Origin of the sequence: Roseivirga pacifica, from assembly GCF_900111145.1 — a bacterium.
GTDB lineage: Bacteria > Bacteroidota > Bacteroidia > Cytophagales > Cyclobacteriaceae > Roseivirga > Roseivirga pacifica.
On sequence record NZ_FOIR01000001.1, the window covers coordinates 1,901,468 to 1,918,262 of the forward strand.

Annotated in this window: 18 protein-coding genes; 7 read left to right on the forward strand and 11 right to left on the reverse strand. The window is 42.2% G+C overall.

Annotation, left to right across the window (positions count from 1 at the left end; all coding sequences use genetic code 11):
- Positions 1-49: 49 nt before the first annotated feature.
- The 4 genes from treF to BMW98_RS08680 form a co-directional block, all read right to left on the reverse strand.
- Positions 50-1,549 carry an alpha,alpha-trehalase TreF gene (treF, locus tag BMW98_RS08665; protein WP_090258098.1) on the reverse strand — a complete coding sequence of 500 codons (1,500 nt, stop codon included), beginning with the start codon at positions 1,547-1,549 and terminating at the stop codon, positions 50-52.
- A 90-nt stretch (positions 1,550-1,639) separates the two neighbouring features.
- Positions 1,640-2,011 (reverse strand): globin domain-containing protein, encoded by a 372-nt coding sequence (locus BMW98_RS08670; protein ID WP_090258099.1) that lies wholly within the window; start codon positions 2,009-2,011, stop codon positions 1,640-1,642.
- 73 nt (positions 2,012-2,084) lie between these two features.
- Positions 2,085-3,335 carry an aminotransferase class I/II-fold pyridoxal phosphate-dependent enzyme gene (locus BMW98_RS08675; protein WP_090258100.1) on the reverse strand — a complete coding sequence of 417 codons (1,251 nt, stop codon included), beginning with the start codon at positions 3,333-3,335 and terminating at the stop codon, positions 2,085-2,087.
- A complete protein-coding gene (locus BMW98_RS08680) occupies positions 3,332-4,588 on the reverse strand; it encodes an NfeD family protein (protein ID WP_090258101.1) in 1,257 nt (418 codons plus the stop codon). Before BMW98_RS08680 ends, BMW98_RS08675 begins: the two co-directional genes overlap by 4 nt.
- Here BMW98_RS08680 and BMW98_RS08685 point away from each other — a divergent pair.
- The 3 genes from BMW98_RS08685 to BMW98_RS08695 are packed head-to-tail and all read left to right on the forward strand — an operon-like array spanning position 4,569 to position 7,173.
- On the forward strand, positions 4,569-5,516 hold the full coding sequence (locus BMW98_RS08685) for a DUF4905 domain-containing protein (protein WP_139177458.1): 948 nt from the start codon (positions 4,569-4,571) through the stop codon (positions 5,514-5,516). The genes BMW98_RS08680 and BMW98_RS08685 overlap by 20 nt on opposite strands.
- A 1-nt stretch (position 5,517) precedes the next feature.
- Positions 5,518-6,390 (forward strand): LysM peptidoglycan-binding domain-containing protein, encoded by an 873-nt coding sequence (locus BMW98_RS08690; RefSeq protein WP_090258103.1) that lies wholly within the window; start codon positions 5,518-5,520, stop codon positions 6,388-6,390.
- On the forward strand, positions 6,391-7,173 hold the full coding sequence (locus tag BMW98_RS08695) for a TIGR02757 family protein (protein WP_090258104.1): 783 nt from the start codon (positions 6,391-6,393) through the stop codon (positions 7,171-7,173).
- Positions 7,174-7,416: 243 nt separating this feature from the next.
- On the opposite strand, the gene pyrE is transcribed toward BMW98_RS08695, so the two are convergent.
- Positions 7,417-8,067 carry an orotate phosphoribosyltransferase gene (gene pyrE / locus BMW98_RS08700; RefSeq protein WP_245733519.1) on the reverse strand — a complete coding sequence of 217 codons (651 nt, stop codon included), beginning with the start codon at positions 8,065-8,067 and terminating at the stop codon, positions 7,417-7,419.
- Positions 8,068-8,160: 93 nt separating this feature from the next.
- On the opposite strand from pyrE, the gene BMW98_RS08705 reads away from it, so the two are divergent.
- Positions 8,161-8,850, forward strand: coding sequence for an NUDIX hydrolase (locus BMW98_RS08705; RefSeq protein ID WP_090258105.1), 690 nt, complete (start codon positions 8,161-8,163; stop codon positions 8,848-8,850).
- On the opposite strand, the gene coaD is transcribed toward BMW98_RS08705, so the two are convergent.
- From coaD to BMW98_RS08725, 4 genes are all read right to left on the reverse strand, one after another.
- Positions 8,838-9,293 carry a pantetheine-phosphate adenylyltransferase gene (coaD, locus tag BMW98_RS08710; protein WP_090258106.1) on the reverse strand — a complete coding sequence of 152 codons (456 nt, stop codon included), beginning with the start codon at positions 9,291-9,293 and terminating at the stop codon, positions 8,838-8,840. The two genes, BMW98_RS08705 and coaD, sit on opposite strands and share 13 nt — an antisense overlap.
- A gap of 9 nt (positions 9,294-9,302) precedes the next feature.
- Positions 9,303-10,166 (reverse strand): DUF3822 family protein, encoded by an 864-nt coding sequence (locus BMW98_RS08715; protein WP_090258107.1) that lies wholly within the window; start codon positions 10,164-10,166, stop codon positions 9,303-9,305.
- Between the two features lie 3 nt (positions 10,167-10,169).
- Positions 10,170-10,748, reverse strand: a complete 579-nt coding sequence (locus tag BMW98_RS08720) for a hypothetical protein (RefSeq protein WP_090258108.1) — start codon at positions 10,746-10,748, stop codon at positions 10,170-10,172.
- Positions 10,749-10,823: 75 nt separating this feature from the next.
- Positions 10,824-11,318, reverse strand: coding sequence for an NUDIX domain-containing protein (locus tag BMW98_RS08725; RefSeq protein WP_090258109.1), 495 nt, complete (start codon positions 11,316-11,318; stop codon positions 10,824-10,826).
- A gap of 93 nt (positions 11,319-11,411) precedes the next feature.
- Between BMW98_RS08725 and BMW98_RS08730 the strand changes: the two genes are divergently transcribed.
- Entirely contained in the window at positions 11,412-12,812 is a 1,401-nt protein-coding gene (locus BMW98_RS08730) for an ATP-dependent DNA helicase (protein WP_090258110.1), read from the forward strand.
- Between the two features lie 489 nt (positions 12,813-13,301).
- On the opposite strand, the gene BMW98_RS08735 is transcribed toward BMW98_RS08730, so the two are convergent.
- Both BMW98_RS08735 and BMW98_RS08740 read right to left on the reverse strand, forming a co-directional pair.
- A complete protein-coding gene (locus BMW98_RS08735; protein ID WP_090258111.1) occupies positions 13,302-13,679 on the reverse strand; it encodes a DUF423 domain-containing protein in 378 nt (125 codons plus the stop codon).
- A 74-nt stretch (positions 13,680-13,753) separates the two neighbouring features.
- Entirely contained in the window at positions 13,754-14,431 is a 678-nt protein-coding gene (locus BMW98_RS08740) for a YggS family pyridoxal phosphate-dependent enzyme (RefSeq protein WP_090258112.1), read from the reverse strand.
- Between the two features lie 114 nt (positions 14,432-14,545).
- Here BMW98_RS08740 and BMW98_RS08745 point away from each other — a divergent pair, with 114 nt between their 5' ends.
- Both BMW98_RS08745 and BMW98_RS08750 read left to right on the forward strand, forming a co-directional pair.
- Complete coding sequence (locus tag BMW98_RS08745; RefSeq protein WP_090258113.1) at positions 14,546-16,102, forward strand: GH3 family acyl-acid amido synthetase; 1,557 nt, start codon at positions 14,546-14,548, stop codon at positions 16,100-16,102.
- Positions 16,102-16,722, forward strand: a complete 621-nt coding sequence (locus BMW98_RS08750) for a LysE family translocator (RefSeq protein ID WP_090258114.1) — start codon at positions 16,102-16,104, stop codon at positions 16,720-16,722. Before BMW98_RS08745 ends, BMW98_RS08750 begins: the two co-directional genes overlap by 1 nt.
- Positions 16,723-16,795: the final 73 nt, after the last annotated feature.

Below are 16,795 nucleotides of genomic sequence, written 5' to 3' on the forward strand. Positions count from 1 at the left end.
TTCAAATAACTGATTATCAATAGAGATTGTTTTTGGCGTATTGATAGATTTATTCAGAAAGTAGTTTTAGCAAAACCCCGTTTGTCCAACCAAAACCGTCTTGAACCGGATACTCACCACCGCCACTTAATAAAGAGGTATCGGCCACGTTGTACTTTTCCATTAGTTTTCCTGTGTTCTGAAATACCTTTTTATTGAGTGCAACCCATCTTGTTTTGATCGTATTGGCTAGCTCATTCAGACCGTAATTTCTCAAACCTTGAATGGCCATCCACTGTAGTGGTGCCCAGCCATTTGGTGCATCCCATTGCTGGCCAGAGGCGATGTTTGTGGTTAGTAATCCACCATCTGCAAGTAGTGCTGTTTCCAACGTTTTGGCGCAGGCTTCAGCCTGAGCTTTGGTTGCGATTTTAAAGTACAGAGGGTAAACCATTGCGGCATTAATAGAAGCTGTGCATTCGCTATTTATCCAGTCAAAATCTGAAAAACACTGGGTGGTTTCATTCCAACAATACTTTAGAATGGCAGCCTGTCTGGCATTGGCCTTACTTTCAAAGCTTGCTGCTCTAGGCTCATCACCTTTTAGTTCATTGGCCTTACTTATCATCAATTCCAAATGGTAGAGCAGGCAGTTTAAGTCTACAGGTATTAGCTCGGTAGTACGGATTGTGCCTAGGTCGTTTGGCACTTTGCACCATCTTGAACTAAAATCCCAACCCGATTCACATGCTGCGCGAATGTTCAGTAAAGTGGTTTGGCCTTCAGCGCCCTTTTTCTCAATTAGTGCTATATCATCTTGGTACATTTCGGCCCTAGGGCTTGAGATATTGTCGAAGTAGCGGTTTAGGATTTCTCCTTCGCCAAGCCAAAGAGTACGCTTATGGGCACGCTTTGTCTGATGCAACTGGTTTGCGCCTTCCATCCAGAAACTGTATTCTTTTTCAAGCGCTCCGGCATAATTTTCAAGCGTTTCTAGTCCTTTTATTTTTGCCAGCAAATCAACCATTAGGGAAAAGAAAGGCGGTTGAGATCGCCCTAAATAATAGGTTCTGTTGCCGTTGGGGATAAACCCAATTTCATTTAGCATCCAGCTAAAATTGTCTACCATGTGTTCAATCATTTCAACCTTGCCACTTTCGGCCAAGCCCAGCATGGTGAAATAACTATCCCAGTAATAAATTTCGTTGAATCTACCACCAGGAACAATGTATGGATGGGGAAGCGGTATGCGAGTAGAGTAGAAGTCTTCAACTTCGGGCGTGCGCTGCAATACAGCCCAAAGCTTCTCAATATGATCTTCAATTGGTTTGCTGGTATCGCTTTGGTAGTTGCTGTCGTTCGGTGCGAACTTTAGAAAGTACTCATTGTAAAATGCCTGCAGATCGAAATTTGGTTGGCCCTTAAGCTTTCTATAAGCCTTCAATATTTTATCAGGCGAATCGTAGCTAATGGCGTCTGAAATTTCTTTGCCATCCTTCCATAGTCCAGAAGCATGTAGGTCGGTAAATAGTTCTTCAAGGTCTTTTTCTAAGTAAACAAGCTTCTTCATGGCGGTTGATTATAAGGTAAGAACGATAAACCGTTCAAAACAATATACCCAATAAGGCTCATGGAAGAAAGCCTTTAGACCTAAGCGGTTTTACTTATTAATCATATGCAGTGCTGCCTTGTACACATACTCCCAAAAAGCATCTTTCAAGGGCTCTGAGAAGTTCGCTTTTTTTAACGCATCGTTCATATGACTGAGCCAAAGTGTGGCTTCTTTTTCACCTATTTCCCACTGGAAGTGGCGCCTGCGAAGCATCGGGTGGCCACGTTCGTCAGTATAGGTTTGGCGGCCTCCAAGGGCTTGGATGAAGAATAGTTTTAGCCGGTTTTTAGCCGGTTCTAGGTCTTCAGGGTATAGTTTACGAAGAACTTGATCTTTTTCTATTCCCTCGTAAAAGTCATCTACAAGCTGAAGAATGTTGTCTTCTCCAATACTATCGTATAGCGTTTGTTGTTCTGCCATAATTTGGTGCAAATTAGGTCGTGGCTATTTCTCTTTCAAAAAAGTGTTAGAAAGAAGTGTTTCGAAATGTCGATCAAACGGCACTTAGTGCCTGCTTTACATCCTTTATTATGTCTTCAGGGTTTTCTATACCCACCGAAATTCTAACAAGGTTTGGCGTAATACCAGACTTTAGCCTATCCGCTTCGTCCATGTTAGAGCTGCTCATGGTGTAGGGGTGCGAGGCCAGGGTTTCGGTACTGCCCAGAGATATGGCCAGTTGCACCAGCTGCAGCGCGTTTAAAAACCTAAAGGCTTCGGATTCTCCTCCTTTTATTTCTACGGCCATCATTGCCCCGGCCGAGGTGTACTGCTTTTTATAAAGCCCATAATCGGCATCTTCTTCTGTTAAAGTGCCCAAAAAGTGAAGCCTTTCTACATTAGGGTGCCCCGCCAGGAAGTCTGCAAGTTTGGCCGCATTGGCTGCTTGCTTTTCCATTCTCAGGCCTATTGTTTCTAAACTTCTGCTCAAAAGCCAAGAGGTAAAAGGCGAGGCGGTGTTGCCTAAAATGGCACGTTTCTTTTTGATTTCTTTTAGGTAAATGTCTTTACCAGAAGCTGCGCCAGCAATAATGTCGCTATGCCCGCCAATGTATTTGGTAGCTGAGTAAACATTTATGTCTGCACCGTGGGCAAGTGGCTTTTGGAAAATAGGTCCCATGTAGGTGTTGTCAGCAACAATTACTGGGTGAATGCCTTCTTGATTGATCTCCTGCCTTAATTCGTCAAGCGCACTAATGTCGGTAAGGGCGAGTGTTGGGTTAGCTGGGGTTTCCACATAAATCACCTTGAGTTTTTTGGCGTTTTGGTGCGCCATAAGCTTCTCTTTTATCTGCTCTTTGGTGTCACTTGGGTCGAATTCTACATAATCGATTCCAAAATTCACCAAATGCTTTTTAATAAACGCATCGGTGCCGCCATAAAGGGGAGTGGACATTAAAATAAGGTCGCCCGCATTGCAAAAGGTAAGCAAGGTAGTAGAAATTGCCGCCATGCCACTTTCAAAGAAAGCAGCATCTTCTGCGCCATCTAGCTTGGCCAAACGGTACTCTGCGGTAATGGCATTTGGGTGGTTTAAGCGGGTGTAAATTAGGCTGGCGTTACGTTCCTCTAAAGGGGCCTCACCTGTAGCTTTTTGAAAGAATGCTTTGCCTTCTTCTGCAGTATTAAACTTGAAAGTAGAGGTTTGGTAAATTGGAGGTTTGATGGAGTTGTGTGCTGAAGTTGCATCATAACCACCAGCTATTGCTAAGCTTTCTGCTGTAAAATCTTGCTCGTTTTTCATGATTTAATTGCTCTTACTTGTAAGGAAGTACCTTCTTGTTTTACCACTTTTACTTTTTCGCCCTGCTCAATATATTCTCCTCGGGTGTAGGCATCATAAATTTCGTCCTCAATTTCAACCCTTCCACTTGGGCGTAGTATGGTTGCCGCAACACCTGCTTTTCCAACAAGGTTTTCGGTGTAGAAAGTTGCCGTATAACCTTCCGATTTTTGCTGTGTATTCATTAAGGCTACTCTGCTAAACATTTTGGACTGTGTAATTCTATATCCAAAAAGTATAAGCAGCAAAATAGAGCCGAAAACGCCTACCATTACTACAGTTGCAGCTTCGGTAATTTCACCGGTTGGCACGTAGTCAAAGTTGAAATTGTCGTTGCCAAGCATCATAAAAATGAGCGAGCCAACGGTACAAATAATACCAAGAATACCGGCCACGCCAAACCCAGGAATCACGAATATTTCGAGCGCTATTAAAACAATACCGACAAAGAAAGCCGCAATTTCCCAGTTGCTTGCTAGGCCATTGAGGTAGTAAGGTACCAAGTACAAAACCAGTGCTACGCCTGCTGCGGCCAATGGAAAACCAACTCCGGGTGTTTGTAGCTCAAAGAAAATTCCACCGGTAATTACCAAAATGAGCAGACCACTTACCACAGGGTTTAAAAAGAAGGCAATGATCTTTTCTGTACCAGAAAGTTCGTACTCAATTAGCTCATAATCGTAAATGGCATTCTTCTCTATGATGTCTCGAATACTGGCTACTTCTGCTTCGCAATAGCCATTTTTAATAGCTTCCGTAGTGGTAAAGGTGATGATTTTGCCGTCCTCCGTTACGCCATCAATCTCCACGCGTTCGTCAACCATGCCTTCGGCAATTAGCGGGTCACGGCCGTTTTCTTCGGCTGTAGAGCGCATAATACTACGCATGTAAGATTGGTATTTGTCTGGTGCTTGGCTGCCATCGGTTCCATTTACCACTGTAGCGGCTCCAATGTTGGCTCCTGGCACCATGTAAATGCTATCGCAAGCAATGGAAATTAACGCTCCGGCAGAGGCTGCATCGTTGTTGATGTACACCCAAACTGGCTTGTCGTATTCTAAAATTCTTGTTCGAATATCGTTGGCATCGTTTACGGCACCACCATAGGTGTCCATATCAATTATTACAATGTCGGCATCTATTTCGGTGGCTTGGGTAAGTGCTAGGTCAACATAGCGATTCATACGAGGATCTATGTCGCCACGAATCTCCATGACGAAAATTCGTTTGTCCTTATCCTTTTCCTGTGCACTCAGCCAAGCTACTGTGGTTAGCAATAATATGCTGGTAGCTACAATTGCCCGCACTACATTTTTAATTCCTTTGATGCCCACTATATTCCCGTATTTTTGCTTCAAATTACAAAGAAAGGCATTGTCAATTCAACTTGAACCTGATTTTTCATTACCGTTTTTAACTGACATCTGGGAGATTCGTCAGGCGGGTGATCGGCTGCTAATAACCACCAGAGATAGCCAAGCACTTGAGGTGAGTTTTGCTTTGTTCGAAATAAGTAAGCAGGAGTTTCTTTGGCAGAATTTAGCTTTTGAAGAATCGTGGTGGATAAGTGCTTACCAATTTACTGGCGATTTCGTGGTCTTTCAGACTTATAACGATACGCAAGATATAGAGGCGCGCACCGCCTTTGCTTTTGATGTAGAACAGGAAGAAGCACTGTGGTCCATAGAGCAGGTTAAGCTGCAAATGGTTAACGACAAAGTGTTACGCTATACGTCCGAAGAGGGTGATGCCGCCCTGATTGAAATTGCCACGGGGCAATTAGTGGAGGAGTTAATACCTTCTAAGCAGGACGAAGCAGCGGCTTTTCCCTTAACCTATGAGGCTGAATCGAAGCATGCGGCAACACTAAATAGGTTTCTTCAGAAAAAGTGCGGGGTGGAATTGGTCGGTGGCATCGACTACCTCGAACATAACGAGCTAATTTTAATTAGCGGAAATTTTAAGGAAGAAGATACCTATTCGCTGCATTTGTTCGTATTTGATGTGGAGGGAAATTTACTGCTTCACGAAATCATGGAAAATGATTTGAATGGCCTTGCTTCTGGTACATTTTTTATCGTAAATCAAGCCCTTATATTTGTTAAGGAAAAAAGAGAAATCATCTTTTATCAGTTGAAATAGCATGAGGAAATTTTATTCACTAATCATATTGTTAGTTGTTGGTCTTACAAGTGTATCTGCACAAACAGATTCTTTAAGAATGGAGCAAGAAGGAGGGAAAAACTTTGTGATTCATAAAGTGCTTTCTGGCCAAACGCTTTATTCGCTTTCCAAAAGATACCTGACTTCTGTAGATGCTATAAAGAAAGAAAACCCAACATTGGCGAGTGGGTTGCAAGTGGGGCAAACATTAAAGATTCCTTATGGCGGCAATGTAAGTGCTGCGCCAGCCAGTGCTACTGTTACCAATGAAATTACTCACACAGTAGCTGCGGGTGAAACACTTTTCGCCATTTCTAGAAAATACAATGTTGCAGTAGCGGATATTAAAGCATGGAATAGCCTTTCGTCCAACTCATTGGCGCTAAACCAAAAGCTTAAGATTAGGCAAGAAAAGGCAGTTTCTCCTCAAGAAGTTAGCCAGCCACAAACAACTACCGAGCAGCCAGAAGAAGTAACACCGACAACAACTGCACCTAGCGAGCAACCAACTGAAACTCCAAAGACAGATGAAGTGCTTGTGATTGAAGAAGCACCTCAAAACAACTATCCAGGTAGCGAATTTAAGCAATATGAGGTAGAGGGTGTTGCCGAAGTAATTGAGGAAGATGAGCCATCTTCTAAGTTCTTTGCTTTACACAGAACAGCCAAAATTGGTACTGTTATTAAGGTGAGAAACTTAATGAATGACCTTACGGTGTACGTGCGTGTAGTAGGTACAATTCCTGAAACTACCGATAATGAAAATGTGATCATTAAGCTGAATAAAAGGGCTTATGATAACCTGAAAGCCATTGATAAGCGCTTTAGGGTTGAATTGAGCTATTTCAACTAAATGAGCGCTCAGCAATTTGAGGAGTTAAAAGACTTTCTCGACATGAAAGTTGGGCAGTACAACGACCCTGGCTTTATTCCCAACGACCCGATTACTATTCCACATCAGTATGCTAAAAAGCAGGATATTGAGATCACGGGTTTTTGGGCTTCTATTTTAGCATGGGGGCAACGCAAAACCATTATTAATAAATGCCGCGAGCTATTTGAAATGATGGATAACAGTCCGCATGATTTTATTCTAAGTCATACGGATGCGGACTTAAAACCCTTCCTAAACTTTAAGCATAGGACTTTTAACGATGTAGATACACTTTACTTTATTGAGGTACTCAAATGGCTCTATTCGGAGAATGAATCTTTGGAAGATGCTTTTCTTACAGGAATGAATGACCAATCAGCAACGATTGAATCTGGCCTGATCGGTTTTAGAGACTTATTTTTCAGCTTGCCTGATGCACCACAAAGAACGACAAAGCATATTGCTACACCGGCCAGAAAGTCGGCTTGTAAGCGGTTGAATATGTTTTTGCGCTGGATGGTACGGAATGATGAAAATGGAGTGGATTTTGGACTTTGGCAAAGGATAAAGCCCAGTCAATTGGTATGCCCATGCGATGTGCATGTTGAGCGCGTAGCGCGCAAGCTAGGCTTGGTTGCCCGCCAACAAAGCGATTGGCAAATGGCACTTGAACTTACCGAAAACCTTCGCCAGTTCGATCCAAATGACCCGGTGAAGTACGACTTCGCCCTCTTCGGTTTAGGAATAGAAGAGAAGTTTTGAAAGTCGGAAGACAGCCTGCCTACACAAGTTGCGGCAGGTAAAAAGACGGGAGACCGAAGACGGAAGTCGGAAGTCAGAGAATCTGAAACTGTGGCATCCCTTCAGGGACTGAGGGTGTATCCACCGCTCAATTACTGTTTACCAGTTCAAGAACTCCCTAATTTAACACTCTACTAGTTTACCAATTCACCAGTTTACCAATTCCCTAATCTACTAGTTCACTAGTCAACCGGCTCGCCAATTTTACTTACCCCAAACAGAAGGGTCTTTTCTCCACTCTTCGAGAGAAGCCAAGTCTTTTACTCCAACATAGCCTAGGTCTTTGGCAATTTCTAGCATGGTAGAGTAGTCGCTTAGGGTGTGTAGTTCAATGCCGGCTTTTTCAAAGTTTTCATCAGCCAGAGGGAAACCGTAGGTGAAGATTGCCAACATGCCCAGTACTTCTACTTTTGCAACTTTTAGCGCTTCAGAGGCTTTAATTGAGCTTCCTCCGGTGGAAATAAGGTCTTCAATAACTACCACCTTTTGGCCTTCAATGGCTTTACCTTCAATCAGGTTTTCCATACCGTGGCCTTTTGGTTTAGAGCGAACATATAAAAATGGTAAACCTAATTCTTCGGCCAACAAAGCACCTTGAGGAATACCTGCCGTGGCAACTCCGGCAATGGCTTCTGCATCCGGGAAATGGGTTTTTACAGCCTCGGCTAATTTAGACTTTATGTAAGTTCTAATCTCAGGAAAAGATAGCGAAAGGCGGTTGTCGCAGTAAATAGGAGACTTCCAGCCCGAAGCCCAAGTAAATGGATTTTCAACGCTCAGTTTTATGGCTTCTATTCTTAATAATTCTGACGCTACTTTCAACGCAACTTCCTTCATCTTTTCTGAATTTTCCATGGCGCGAATTTACTAGTTATTTTATCAAAATGAGCCCTTAGGTTTTTACTTAGTTAAGATTTTTTCCTCATATTGGAAGCAAAATTTTGCTGAATGCGAATCTACATCAAAGACAAGCCACTCAGGATTAAACAACCTGAGAACATCGGAAAGCAAGAGGAGTACGATGTGGTTCTTGAAGCAGATGACTTATTAATTAACGAGAAGCTTTTTAAAGGCAAGCTGCTTATTCTAAATGCGAATAATGCGGTGATTAAGTCGATACTTTTTATTCTTCACAACAAGAAATTGAAATTGCTGGAGTCGGTAACCATTGAAACCGAAAACTACACTGATTCTGTTGAGTACATCAAAAGTAAGTTTAAGATCATTAAAGCTGCCGGTGGAGTGGTTTATGGTGATGGAAAACTGTTGATGATTCACCGTTTGGGTAAATGGGATTTACCTAAAGGGAAGATAGAAGGCAAGGAGTCGGTAGAAATGGGGGCCAAACGCGAAGTGGAAGAGGAGTGCAATGTGAAGGTAAGGTTGAAAGACAAAGTTTGCACCACTTGGCACACCTATACAAAGGGAGAGAAAAGCATACTGAAAAAAACCGTTTGGTTTCAGATGGAATGCTTAGACGACTCGAAAATGGCGCCACAATTTGAAGAAGGTATTACCGAAGTAAAGTGGATGACCAAAAAGGAGGTAGATGTAGCTATGTACAATACCTTTGAGTCTATTAAGCACGTTTATAAGAAGTTCCGAAAGAAGAAACAGCTGTCTTCTCAGAGCATATAAGGCAAGTATTTTTGTACATGGCCTCCGTAGCGGTGCACTTCGCGAACAATCGAGGAGTTCACCGCTGCTAACTCTGGCGATGTAATTAGAAATACCGTTTCCAGTTCTTCGTTCAAATCTCTATTTACTTGTGAAATACTGTTTTCGTACTCAAAGTCGGTAGTATTTCTCAGTCCCCTTAAAATGTACTTGGCATTGTATTTAGTGGCAAGCTCAGCGGTAAGCTCACTATATACGATTACCGAAACGTTGGGCTGGTGCGCAAAGGTTTCGATGATCTTTTGCTCCATGTACTCAATTTCGAAATAGCGGTTTTGCTTTTGGCTATTGTAGCCAATGGCAATGATGATCTCATCGAATAATTTGAGCCCCCTCAAAACAATGTCTTCGTGGCCTTTGGTAAATGGATCAAAAGAGCCGGGGAACAGGGCAATACGTTTCATAGGTGTAAATTATAGATTCGAGAATACCTCAAAGTATTCATACGGCTCAAGCTCGTTAAAGATGGGGTGCATCACCACATTGTCTGGTCGTTTGCCCAACTCTATGTGCTTAAAGTACTTTTTGAAAACCGGTAAGTAAAGGTCTACTTTCTCTTTTACTCCTGTTAGCAAAATAGGAGTGCTTTGTCCTTCTTGGCTGAACTGCTGAATAGTGAGCAGTACAATTTTTACTAAGTGTTTGGCATCCTTAAAACCAAACTGATTGTAAATGGCCACTTTTTGAAGGTTGAAGCCCGCAATAAGTGCTTCGTGGTGGTTAAGGTTTAGGTATAAGCTTGCGCTCGCCTTTTCCTTAAGCTGATTGTTTATGCCTTTTAAATAAGCCACTGCCTGATGGCTAAAGAAGGTAGAAACATTAGGGTATTTATTCTGAAACCACTTTTTGATATTGGCTGAATAGCCAAAAGCGATAGACAAGTTAAAATCGTCTAGCATTTTAAAGTGGTAAGCATGCTTTTCCGGATCCGTTTCGGCATTCAGTCTTACATATTCGTAAAGTAGCGACTTATCGAAAACCGGATTGGGTATTAGTGAAAACTTATCGTTTCTCACAAATACCTGTATTTCCTTCCAAAAACCTGCTGCAATAAGAATATGATCCTTGTGGATCATTTCCAGATTTGCGGTTACGCTAAGGCTCGAGTCGAACTCTCTATGCTCAAAAAGTAGAAGCTTCTTCTTTTTTACATCAAACACAGTGATTTGACACGCACGCGCAGAAATGAAAAACGAAAGACGATACTGATCGATTAGATCAATATCCAGTCTTTCGTCTTTAATTGATATTATTTGCTCGGTATTGGCCGTTGCCACAGCTTATTGCCAGTTACCTGCTGTTGTAATGTCTGTTCTAGAACCGAAGCGAAGAGGTCTTCTGCTGTCAATTTCAGCATCATCAGTTCTTGTTCTGTCGTAAGGGTAAGTATCTACAACTTCAATGTAGTCTACATTAACACCAGAACGGATTGAATCTTTTACGTAAAGTGAGAAGTACTTACCAGGTGCGTGAGGCAACTCAGGAAGTTTCTTCAAGTCGAATGGCTGCTTGAAAAGAGAGTCTTTTACTGAAACCACATCAAGTGTATCGTAAAAGAAGGTAGACTCTTCAGCACCGTACGCCAACATTTTGATTTCTTCTCTTCTTTGAATCAAGTAAATGCTACCAGTATCAGCATAAGCAATAAGCTTTTCCCAAGTATCGGCATAGTCACCGTAAGTACTTTGATAGGCCTCTTGTACACTTCTGATAAGCTCAAGACGAGCTTTAACAGCATTTTCAATTCTTTCTGTCTTCTTTGCTTCTTCAATAGTAGTGTTAATGCTATCAAAAAGTAGGTAGCCTACAGCTAAGGCTCCAATAAAGAGAACTAAGGTTAGTATTTTAGTTAGGTTCATTTTTTAAGGTTGACTTTTGCAATATTAACTAATAATCTAGGTAATCCATAACTATTCGAACCGCTATTTTATGGATTATTCATGAAATTTGAAATAGCCTTTTTGATTAATGAGCGTATTCAGGTCATTAATATTCTGTAAAACGTAATGGAGGCTTTTAAGATTGTTTGAACGGAGTTCCGCCAACGAAAAATATCCCACTTCCGTAATTAACTGACTATCCTTATCCATCTCTGGGTCGTTACCCAGCATGAGTTTTCCTCCAACAGGCTCTACCAGAAAAAACAGTTCGATTCCATGTAGAGGCGGATCGAGGTATTCATGCACAAAAAGAAAGTCTTTCACTGTAATTTCCAAATGAGTTTCTTCCAAAAATTCTCTTTCCAAAGCTTCTTTTGCCGACTCGCCATATTCCATACCACCGCCAGGTGGTGCGTAAAGCGTGCCCGTTTGGCCTAGCGACCTATGTTTTACGAGCAAAATTTGATTGTTTTTAATGCAAATGCCACAAACCCGCACGCGGAGCTTTTCGCCATACACTTGTTCAATACTGCTTTCGGTTGTGTTCATATGGTGCTTTCTACAGCTATCAATATATTTGCCTCAAGGTAGCAATACCTATCTTGTTTAGCAGAAAGTCACCGTTAAAATCCGTCAACAGTATTGGCTAAGCCGTCCGAAATATTACTCAGTAAGTTTCCATTCGAACCAACGAAAGGTCAGCGTGGCCTTTTTCAGTTGTTCGATGAGTTTCTGTTAGACCAAAAACAGCATAATCCAGTGTTGATTCTGCGGGGCTATGCGGGTACAGGAAAAACCACAGTGGTTAGTGCAGTGGTTAAAATGTTGCCGTTTTTCAATTATCGCTATGTGTTAATGGCGCCTACTGGGCGTGCTGCAAAGGTAATGTCGGGCTACGCTAAGCGAACGGCTTTCACTATTCATAAAAAGATTTTTCAGCAAACGGCCGAACCAGGTGGTGGACTTCAATTTAAAAGGCAAAAGAACTACCACAAAAATACGCTGTTCATTGTGGATGAAGCCTCTATGATTGCCGACCAATCCGAGTATGGAAAGAACGGATTGCTTGAAGAATTGATGGATTATGTGTTTTCGCAAGAAGGCAACCGACTGATGCTGATTGGTGATGTGGCGCAGTTACCACCAGTAGGAACTGTAGAAAGCCCGGCTTTGGAGCAGAACTACTTAAAGGCGAAATATAAGTCGGATATCAACTATTGGGAGCTGACTGAAGTGATGCGCCAAGAAGAATCTTCTGGAATTCTTTTTAATGCCACCAACTTGAGGAATGAACTCAGTAAGGAAGCTTTTGCTCCAAAATTTGCCACGAGTCGCTTTAAGGATATTTTTAAAATGACAGGCGAGCGTTTGGAAGATGGGCTGCGCTATGCATACGATAAGTATGGAACGGAAAACACCGCCATTATTTGCAGAAGCAACAAGAATGCCGTGCAATACAACCAATATATCCGGAGGGTCATTCAGTACCGAGAGGATGAATTAGAGGCGGGTGACTTGCTGATGATTGTGAGGAATAACTATCGCTTTTTGCCAGAAAATACTCCGGCTGGTTTTTTAGCGAATGGTGATTTTGTGGAAGTACTTAAAATCATTCGCTTTGAAGAACTCTACGATTTACGCTTTGTAGAACTGAGGCTTCGCTTGCTAGATTACCCCGACCAGGAGCCCTTTGAGGCAAAAGTGATACTGGATACGCTTTACACTGAAGAGGCATCGCTGAACGATAAAAAATACCGAGAGCTTTATGAGCGAGTATCGGAAGATTATGCCGATGTAGCCACAAAGGTAGAGCGTGCAAAAGCCATTAAAAACGACCCTTATTTAAATGCCTTGCAGGTTAAGTTCGCCTATGCTTTAACCTGCCATAAGTCGCAGGGTGGGCAGTGGCCTGCTGTGTTTGTGGACCAGGGCTACCTTACCGATGATATGGTAGACCGTGAGTATTTGCGCTGGCTATATACGGCTGTTACGCGTGCAACAGAAGAACTATATCTGGTCAATTTTCATCAACGTTTTTTTTAACAAATTGAGCCGTGCTTCATGGTTAGGAGAAAAGTCAATCACTCCGTCATGCTGAATTCATTTCAGCATCCCCAACAGCCTTGCACCATGGCTAGTTATCAGTGTATTAGTTGATCAGGAATCAGCCGCTAACTGTCGATTACAAATCGACTTTTCTCACATCCTCGGTGCAAAAAAAGGTGAGGTAGTTAAGCGTTTTTGCCAGCTTTGGTGTCCGCACCAAAGCGACTTCCGATGAATAACGAGCTCAAACTTTGACAAACTGAATCAATGGACATACCAGCAATCCTAGACAGCATCAGTCTCTCTAGCCAAAAGTTTGTCAAAGCTATCTTAACCTCAATCCAAGTGTCGAGCACAAATGGACCGTTCGAACATCCTAGTTGCAAACGATGATGAGATTATAACTTCGGTTTTGTCCCGTTGGGGACTAAAGACAGGTAGCGCGAAAACACTCGGCCATGCTAATTTGTGCCTTTAGGTACAAAACTAAAGGCTTTTAGAAATACCCATTATTAAAAACACCCAACCAAGAATAAATGCCAAGCCACCAATTGGTGTAATAGCACCTAGCCAAGTAACATTAGTAAGGCTCAATGTGTAAAGTGACCCGCTAAAAATTATGATACCTACTACGAAGGAGTAAGCGGCATAAGTAAACATGGTGTGCGGCATATTTATCATTAAAATGCCCAAAAGGAAAATTGCTAGCGTATGGTAAAACTGGTACTTAACGGCCGTTTCAAAAGTTTCTGTTCGTCCGTTGGCGGTAAGGGTTGCAGCCAACCCGTGTGCACCAAAAGCACCGATGGCAACGCTTAATGCGCCAAGCACTCCTGCAATTATCAATACTGTTTTTGCTGTCATTTTTTTATCAGTTTTAGAGGGTGGGTTTTTTGTGAAAAATCCTGAAACTATTTCCGTTTCTACAATCTAATTGCTTAAACAGGGTAGTTTCTAGCGCCAAAAATAGCGCTTCCTACCCGAATCATCGTACTGCCTTCTTCACAAGCAATTTTATAATCGCTGGTCATACCCATTGAAAGTTCTTTCATTTCGAGGTTAGATTTTTCTATCTCATTTTTAATTCTTTCACTTAATTTTTTCAGGCTTGAAAATTCCTTTCTAACCTGTTCCATGTTGTCCGTATTGGTGGCCATTCCCATTAGACCAATAACTTTTATGTGGCTCAATTGGTCGAAGACTTCGCTGTTCAGAAATGCCATCAATTCGGCTTCATCGAACCCAAACTTGGTGTCTTCTTCGGCAATATGAACTTGCAAAAGGCAGTTTATAATTCGCTCGTTTTTAGCTGCTTGTTTATCAATTTCTTTAAGCAATCTTTCGGAATCAACACCATGAATTAGGCTTACAAAAGGTGCAATATATTTAACCTTATTACGCTGCAAATGGCCAATCATGTGCCATTCTATGTCTTTAGGCAAGGCCTCGGCCTTGGCCACCAATTCTTGCACTTTGTTTTCGCCAAAAGCGCGTTGTCCGCTTTCGTATGCCTGTAACAAATCTTCGTTTGGCTTAGTCTTACTCACAGCGATCAGGCGAGCGCTCGTACCTTCCAGCTGCTTGTTGAATAATGTGATATTTTCTGCAATGCTCATTTAGCGTTCGGGTGAGTTTAGAATTCTATTATCTTTGGTAGCAATGTTGAATGGCCAAAGTTAGCGGAATTTCATGTTTTGGTCGTTTGGTTGAAATTTAATTTTGGAAGAAGCATGCCAATAATTGGATCTATTTTAAAGAAGGGGATAAAGCTGAGAGAAACATTGGAGCAGGATTACACATCTCCTTACGATCTTCAGAAAAAAGAATTATCAAAATTACTTATAAGCGCAAGAAACACGCAGTTTGGTCGAAACTACAATTTTCACGAAGTACTAGAACAGTTTAGAAGCTTCGGTTCTCACGATTTTTTCAATGCTTTTAAGGCCAATGTGCCGGTATATGACTACGATAAAATCAACGATGAGTGGTGGCATAAAATCAGAGAAGGCGAAACAGATGTATGCTGGCCGGGCAAAACCAAGTTTTTTGCACTGAGCTCCGGTACATCGGGAGCAGCCTCTAAGTACATTCCTGTAACAAAGGATATGATTCGCCAAATCCGTAAAACTGGTACGCGACATACATATACGCTTTCTAAGTACGATTTGCCTGACGTATTCTTTCAGTCCGGATTTTTGATGCTGGGTGGAAGTACTTCACTTAATTTTAGCGGCAACTATTATTATGGCGACTTAAGTGGAATTACAACAGGTCAGTTGCCAGTTTGGGTGCAGGGTTTTTCAAGACCGAGCCCAAAAATTAAAAAACATAAAGATTGGGCAACCAAACTCGATGAAATCGTAGAGTCGGCCCATAAGTGGAACATCGGCATGTTGGCAGGTGTGCCCGCTTGGATGACCATTTTGGTTGAGCGCCTAATCGAAAAGCACAAAGTGGATAACATCCACGAAATTTGGCCGAACCTGCAGGTGTATGTACACGGTGGTGTTTCTTTCGAGCCTTACAGAAAGGCTTTCGATAGGCTACTAGGCCGACCGATTTATTACACAGACTCTTACTTGGCATCGGAAGGGTTTTTGGCTTTTCAAGATGAACCGAACAAACGTTCTATGCGTCTGGTGCTTAATGGCGGCATTTTCCATGAGTTTGTTCCATTTACCGATCGCAACTTTGATGAAAACGGCCAGTTGAGAGAAAACCCCGACACCGTAATGATTGACCAGGTGGAGGAAGGTGTAGATTACGCATTGTTGATCTCTACTGTCTCTGGCTCGTGGCGTTACCTTATTGGCGATACCATTCGCTTTGTCGATAAATTCAACTCTCAAATTATAATCACGGGTAGAACCAAGCATTTCCTTAGCCTTTGTGGTGAACACCTTTCGGTAGATAATATGAATCGTGCCGTGGAGATGGCCTCTGAGCAATTCAACATTGCCATTAAGGAGTTTACCGTAGCGGGTATTCCAGAAGGTAACCTCTTTGCCCACCATTGGTATGTTGGTACTGACGACCCAGTTGATGCGGAGAAACTGAGGCTGGCAATTGATGAGAACCTTAGAAAGGTAAATGACGATTATGGCGTTGAGCGTGATCACGCTTTGAAAGGTTTTTACCTGGATGTACTGCCTAACGAAACCTTTTACGCATGGCTAAGGCGCCACGGAAAGGAAGGTGGGCAAACGAAATTCCCTCGTGTGTTAAAGGGTGAAAAACTGGAAGACTGGCTTTCTTTTGTTCAAGAACAAGCGCAGACACAGGGTTAATGGAGGTAATAGCAAACGGATTACTTTTTGGACTACTGCTGTGCGTTCTCATAGGCCCAGTATTTTTTGCACTTATCCAAAACGCTATTGAAAAGGGCTTTTTTGCAGGCCTTTTTATGGCCATTGGAATTGCACTGTCCGATGCATTTTATATTGTAGTTACTTATCTGGGTATTTCTCAATTGACTGAAAACCCTAAGTTCAACATGTGGCTTGGCGGGGTTGGTGGAGCCATAATGCTCATTTTCGGGGTGTTTTACCTGTTTAAACCCGTGCCAAAGCAAGGCTTAAAGCAGCTTCATCAAGAAAGTACCAAGTGGTTTCAGCAAATACTTAAAGGCTTCTTTTTAAATGGAGTAAACCCATTTGTGCTTTTCTTTTGGATTGGCATAGTAAGTAAAGTGACCATCGATTTTGCTTACACAACAAATGAGGCGATTACCTTTTTTGTGGTGTTAGTTGCCACCGTGTTTACTGTGGACCTGATCAAATCGCATTTCGCGGTTAAGTTGAGCACTATAGTTACTCCCCGCTTTATTAAAATCATGAATAGAGTGGTGGGGATAGCGTTGATCCTTTTCAGTATCAGACTTTTTACTTTTGTGGTGGAAGGCCTTTGAGCTCTGAAGTAGCATTTTCACATAAGGGGTGACAAACTAAAACCCATTCCCTATCTCTAAAAGGGTGATGTTC